The sequence below is a fragment of the Microvirga massiliensis genome, from assembly GCF_001006805.1.
Classification (GTDB): Bacteria; Pseudomonadota; Alphaproteobacteria; order Rhizobiales; family Beijerinckiaceae; genus Microvirga; species Microvirga massiliensis.
This window is the reverse complement of the sequence record NZ_LN811358.1, coordinates 90,941-94,494: the sequence shown is the minus strand read 5'-3', so window position 1 is coordinate 94,494 and position 3,554 is coordinate 90,941. Positions and strand designations below refer to the sequence as shown.

The following is a 3,554-nucleotide window of genomic DNA, read 5'->3' as shown; positions in this document are numbered from 1 at the left end:
GCAGTTCGAGCACGCGCTCTCGCTGCTCGCCGACGATCCGACCCGCGCGCAGATGACGGTTGGCCGGTTGACAATGGGCGGCTCGGCCTTCAGCCCCTTTGCAGCGACCTATCGGGCCATGGATTTCCGGGTCACGGCGGGCGCCTCGTTCCGGATAGTGCTGGATGTGGGGAACTGGGATCAGAGCGTAACCATCAACACGCCCGGGCAATCAGGGGATCCGTTTAGCCCGCATTACCGGGACCTCGCCCCCCCTGTGGGTCAGCGGCGAATATGTGCCGCTGATCTATTCCCGCCAGGCCGTCGAGCGAGCGGCTCGCGAGGCGATCAGGCTGACGCCAGCTCAGTAGTCTTGACCTCTCGGTCACTCCATCTCGATATGCAGCGACCGAGAGGACACGGACAAAGCTGGGACAGGATGCGGGCAGTTCGCAGTCGATAACCTGAGGTTCTCCGGTCAGATCACGCGAGCGATCCTCACCCTCATGGTCTGGCCTTTCACGCCGCGAAAGACCTTGAAGGCCCCGTTCTTGTTCACCTCCAACAGGCGGTAAGGAGAATCCACAAGGCCGTGGCCGCCCGTGGACTCGATTACCGTGAACATCGGGACCTCACGCAGGAGACGCGGGCCAGCTGCCCCGGGCTGGCTGATCTTTTTGAAGGTACCGGGCTGACTGATCATGATGTGACCATAAGCGGTCGTCCCGTCCGTCATCTTCGCGTGATCCAGAATGCGGCCACTCTCGTCACACAACGCCAGCAGAAAAATCGAGAGCTGGTTCTTTTCGATCTCGTCGAGCGTTTTCACGGGTAGGGTCTTGCCCGTGAAGGTCATGATCGACTGGATCATCGTGTTCGCATCGAACTCGCCTTTCTGGTCTTTCTTCGCGTCGGTATCCCAGGGCAGTCCTTGTTTGAAGTGCCGGAGATAGTTCCCCACGAACCCGTTGCAGTCCAAACCGATATTGCCATTGTCGCAGTAGAGCTGAATTTTCTCTCGCGGGAACACCCCGTAGCGAACGGCAAGCTGGAGCACGACCTGACACTCTTCGGGAGAGCCTTTGCCATAGAACGGATCGTTTGCGTTCTCGCTGAGCTCGCTCCGGCTGCGATAGGTCTTCGGCACCACCTCGCCTTGGACCGTCTTGACCCAGACGGTGATGGACTCGTCCTTTTGATTGAGGTGCGGTCGAACCTTGCTTTTGAACACCTCGATAGAGTTGATCGTCTGCTGGTATGCCTTCTTCAAGCCGAGCCGATACGCGTGCACGTTGACGGTCTGCCAGTCTCCGCCCGGCGGTAGCTGGCCCGCTGGGGCCGCTTTGGCTTGATCCTCGGTGTAGAGGTAGACCTCGAGGTTCTTGTATTTTGCGGCATACTCGAGCGGGGTCATTGAGGCCATTGTTGCGACTCACTTGTAGTCACTCATGCCAAGACATCGTGCCCGGACTCCTCAGGAGACAGGACGGATGCCGACCGCCGGGAGGTCCAGATTCTCGAACGACACAGTCAGTAGCCGACTTGCCCACCAGTAAGTGACCTTCGAGAAAACCATGTCGTCCGTGCCACTCAATCTCTCAATTTCCGGGAGATCTTCTGAGCGGCGGTGTCTTCAGTCGCGATCGGCGATCGTTGTTGCAGGCCAGCGCGGAGAGATGCTCAGCGTTGAGCATCGTCACCTCCCTGAGGAGCGTTCGATTTGATTGTATCGGCCGAAAGGCTGGACTGATGTGCGTACTTTCACACCAACTTCTTGTCTGTCATCCCCTGAATGAGGAAGATCTCGTTGATGGTCAAGTCGCAGACCTGGGGCGAGATCAGAAAATGCTGGCCGGCTTCCCATGGCTCAGCGCTCTCCTCGGGGCGAGGGAGAGCGGTATTTTTCAGCCCCGACGACGGTCAGGATTGCAAGCTCCATGCGAACGGTGGTCAGTATCTGCCTCCCCGACAGTCCATAGCCGTCATGAATACTTTTCAGGACATGGGGATGGCTTCTGAAACTCATGGCCGGTGTGGACGCAAAGGGCTGGCCTGATGGCGCGGGCGCGAACCGAGTCCGAGAAACAGGCCGGGCTGACCCGGTTCATCAGGAAGGTCAGCCACCGCTACCCACGCGCGACGCGAACTCACGCGTTCCGCGTCGCCTCACTCTCGCTTGGCTCCTGTCATTTGAGCCATGAGGATTTCCTGGAGTTGTTCGAAGCCCTTGAGCGTCGCGGGCAGCCAAGTCCTAAGCATCACTTCAGGGTCCATGGCTCGGATGTTGGCCGCTAGACGCTCCTCCAGTTCCTGTGTGAGGCGCTCTTGCATCGGTCTCACGTCCGGGAATCCTAGGAAAGCCCGCGCCTCCTCAGGCGTGCAGTCAATGTTCACTGTCACCTTCATCTCACAGCTCCTTCACCTGAGATCACCTGAGCCTCGCCCGTGACGCGGTCAATTGCGAACGCCCGGCTATGGGCTAGTGGCGCATCACGGAAATCCAATCAGGAAGGCTACGCAGCGCGCTTGGCGCTCGCCCGGCCCGAGCCTTAAAGCTGGTGCGGCTTTGTCGGAAGCTGGGAGCAAGCTCGGCCATATGACGGCTGAGGCTAATCGGGACGTTCGCGCGTTGCCTTGTGGTTACCGGTTCGCGTCCTGGAAAGCGGGGCAGTAGCAGTTCGGTTGACTGTCTCTGTTCCCATCCCGCGGCTGGATAGCGGAGCAGGATGGCGCCCTGAGAGAGCAACCCGATCAGAACGTAAGTGCCACCTTGGAGGAAGCGCATGACAGGCAAGCACACGGACAAGCTTCAGCCACAGACCGGCATCGCTGTGCCTGGACCAGACGTCATGCTGGGCCTGTGGGCCTCCTGGATGGACCAAATCTCCGTCGCAGCTCCGACCTCCGCTGGTCCCGGTCGGTCGTGGTGGGAGATGACGAGCGACAATCCTGCTGCGAGCATGTTGGGTGGTGGGATCAAGCCGTTCCAGGAGAGCCTGTCGCAGGATCCGACGCTCCGCACGATCGACCAGATGTGGAACGCCAATCCACTGCGCGAGGTCGTGCCCGTCGACTGGGCCGAGATCGCCCGCGCTCTGCGCGTTGTTTGGCTGCGCTCCCTTGGAAAACCCAAGGCCACCCAAGCCGCGGTCGACCTGAACCAGGACCTGTGGCGCTCGGCGCTCAATGTCTGGCAGGAAGCCGGTCAGCGCTGGCTGGGCGTTGCGGACCTGGCTTCGGCGAAAGGGCCGGCTGTCGCCACAGCTGACAAGCGGTTCGCCGCACCCGAGTGGCACACCAACCCCGTCTATCGCACCCTCAAGGAGGTCTATCTGCTCGCCTCGGACTGGTTGTTAGAGCAAGGCGACGCGACCGACATGGACGAGGCCGAGCGGCAGCGCATCAACTTTCACCTGCGCCAGTTCGTGGATGCGATGAGCCCCTCCCTGATCCTGCTGTCCAACCCGACCGCCCTTCACAAGGCGATCGAGACCGGCGGCGCCAGTGTCGCGGCGGGTGCCCGCAACCTCATGGCCGATCTCAATGCGGGGCGCCTCAGCATGGTCGACGCCGAA

3 protein-coding genes and 1 pseudogene are annotated in these 3,554 nt (G+C 60.8%); 2 read left to right on the top strand and 2 right to left on the bottom strand.

Annotated elements, in window-relative coordinates; genetic code table 11:
- The first annotated feature begins 52 nt into the window (after positions 1-52).
- Positions 53-442, top strand: coding sequence for a penicillin acylase family protein (locus tag BN1233_RS44900; protein WP_244470743.1), 390 nt, complete (start codon positions 53-55; stop codon positions 440-442).
- Between the two features lie 15 nt (positions 443-457).
- Here BN1233_RS44900 and BN1233_RS24610 read toward each other — a convergent pair whose 3' ends face one another.
- Positions 458-1,402 (bottom strand): hypothetical protein, encoded by a 945-nt coding sequence (locus BN1233_RS24610; protein ID WP_048708279.1) that lies wholly within the window; start codon positions 1,400-1,402, stop codon positions 458-460.
- 743 nt (positions 1,403-2,145) lie between these two features.
- Entirely contained in the window at positions 2,146-2,385 is a 240-nt protein-coding gene (locus BN1233_RS24605; protein ID WP_046866281.1) for a DUF6489 family protein, read from the bottom strand.
- Positions 2,386-2,762: 377 nt separating this feature from the next.
- Between BN1233_RS24605 and BN1233_RS24600 the strand changes: the two are divergent.
- Positions 2,763-3,554, top strand: a pseudogene (locus BN1233_RS24600) (class I poly(R)-hydroxyalkanoic acid synthase); the annotation flags it as partial.

Excerpts from the sequence above, each read along its gene's own strand:
- BN1233_RS44900 (WP_244470743.1), top strand. The coding sequence starts at position 53 with ATGACGGTTGGCCGGTTGACAATGGGCGGCTCGGCCTTCAGCCCCTTT.
- BN1233_RS24610 (WP_048708279.1), bottom strand. The coding sequence starts at position 1,402 with ATGGCCTCAATGACCCCGCTCGAGTATGCCGCAAAATACAAGAACCTC.
- BN1233_RS24605 (WP_046866281.1), bottom strand. The coding sequence starts at position 2,385 with ATGAAGGTGACAGTGAACATTGACTGCACGCCTGAGGAGGCGCGGGCT.